The sequence below is a fragment of the Agromyces binzhouensis genome, from assembly GCF_004135055.1.
In the GTDB taxonomy this organism is placed as follows: domain Bacteria; phylum Actinomycetota; class Actinomycetes; order Actinomycetales; family Microbacteriaceae; genus Agromyces; species Agromyces binzhouensis.
Window position 1 is genome coordinate 1 of sequence record NZ_SDPL01000633.1, and the last position, 1,211, is coordinate 1,211.

General features: G+C 74.2%; 1 protein-coding gene and 1 pseudogene. One reads left to right on the forward strand and one right to left on the reverse strand.

From position 1 onward, the window contains the following. Nucleotides 1-233, reverse strand: a pseudogene (locus tag ESO86_RS17255) (hypothetical protein); the annotation flags it as partial. A gap of 51 nt (nt 234-284) precedes the next feature. On the opposite strand from ESO86_RS17255, the gene ESO86_RS17260 reads away from it, so the two are divergent. Beyond that, complete coding sequence (locus ESO86_RS17260; RefSeq protein WP_129235993.1) at nt 285-1,049, forward strand: SDR family NAD(P)-dependent oxidoreductase; 765 nt, start codon at nt 285-287, stop codon at nt 1,047-1,049. Nucleotides 1,050-1,211 lie beyond the last annotated feature (162 nt).

A 1,211-nucleotide genomic window follows, 5' to 3' on the forward strand; every position in this document is an offset into this window, starting at 1 on the left:
GGGGTGTCTGCGAGCACGTCGCGCGGCACGAGGAGTCCGGGCGCCCCGCCGTCCGCGGCGGCGCCGCCCGTGGCATCCGCCACCTGGTCGACCCACACGAGGACGTCGGCCTCGCGCGCGATCCGGCGCACGCCGCCCGTCCCGTGGTCGAATCGCACCTGGTACTTCGACTGCGCCGAAGGGGGCACCGCTGCGTTCGCGGTCGTGGAGTCGGTCGTGGTCGTCTCGCTCACCGCGTCAGGCTACGCGATGGCCGCGGCACCGCCCACTCGTAAGGTGGATGCATGACCTCGGATGTCGATGCCCGGCCCGTCACGATCGTCACCGGCGGCGGCCGGGGCATCGGCCGTGCGATCGCCGCGCGGCTCGCGGCCGACGGCCACGACCTGGTGCTGACCTACCGCGAACGCCGCGACGACGCCGAGTCGGCGGCCGACGGATGTCGCGCGATGGGCGCCCGCGTCGAGCTCCTCCAGCTCGACCTCGCCGACCTCGACCGCGCGGCCGAGATCGTGCCCGAGGCCGTCCGGCTGTTCGGACGCGTGACCGGCCTCGTCAACAACGCGGGCATCACGGGCATGATCGGGCCGTTCCTCGACGGGTCGATCGAGGAGGCCGAGCTCGTGTTCCGCATCAACGTCCTCGCCCCGATGGTGCTCTGCCGGTCCGCGATCGCGCACATGTCCACCGCCGCCGGCGGCGTCGGCGGCTCGATCGTGAACATCTCCTCCGGCGCGGCGACGCACGGCGCGCCGAACACCTACATCCCGTACGCCGCGAGCAAGGCCGCGCTCAACGCGATGACGACCGGCCTCGCCAAGGAGTTCGCGGCGGTCGGCGTGCGCGTGAACACGGTCTCGCCGGGTACCACCCGGACCGAGATCCACGCGGCAGCGGGCCGGCCGAACGCGCCCGACGAGCGCGCGGGCAACATCCCGATGCGCCGCCCCGGAGAGCCGCACGAGATCGCCGGCGCCGTCGCCTACCTGCTCTCCGACGACGCGTCGTACACGTCGGGTGCCGACATCCTGATCGCCGGCGGCAAGTAGGGGGGCGCGCGTCCAGCGGACGTCAGCGGTGCAGCGCCGCGTAGTGCGCGAGCGCCTCGGCGTCGCTCGCCCTGGACGCCGCACGTCGTGCCGCGTCGAGGGCGGCGACCGGATCGGACTCGCGCCGGGCGATGCCGAGCTGGCGTTCCGCCTCGGCGAGCC

Bases quoted from the DNA above. Each gene is read 5' to 3' on its own strand.
- ESO86_RS17260 (WP_129235993.1), top strand. From the start codon at position 285: ATGACCTCGGATGTCGATGCCCGGCCCGTCACGATCGTCACCGGCGGC.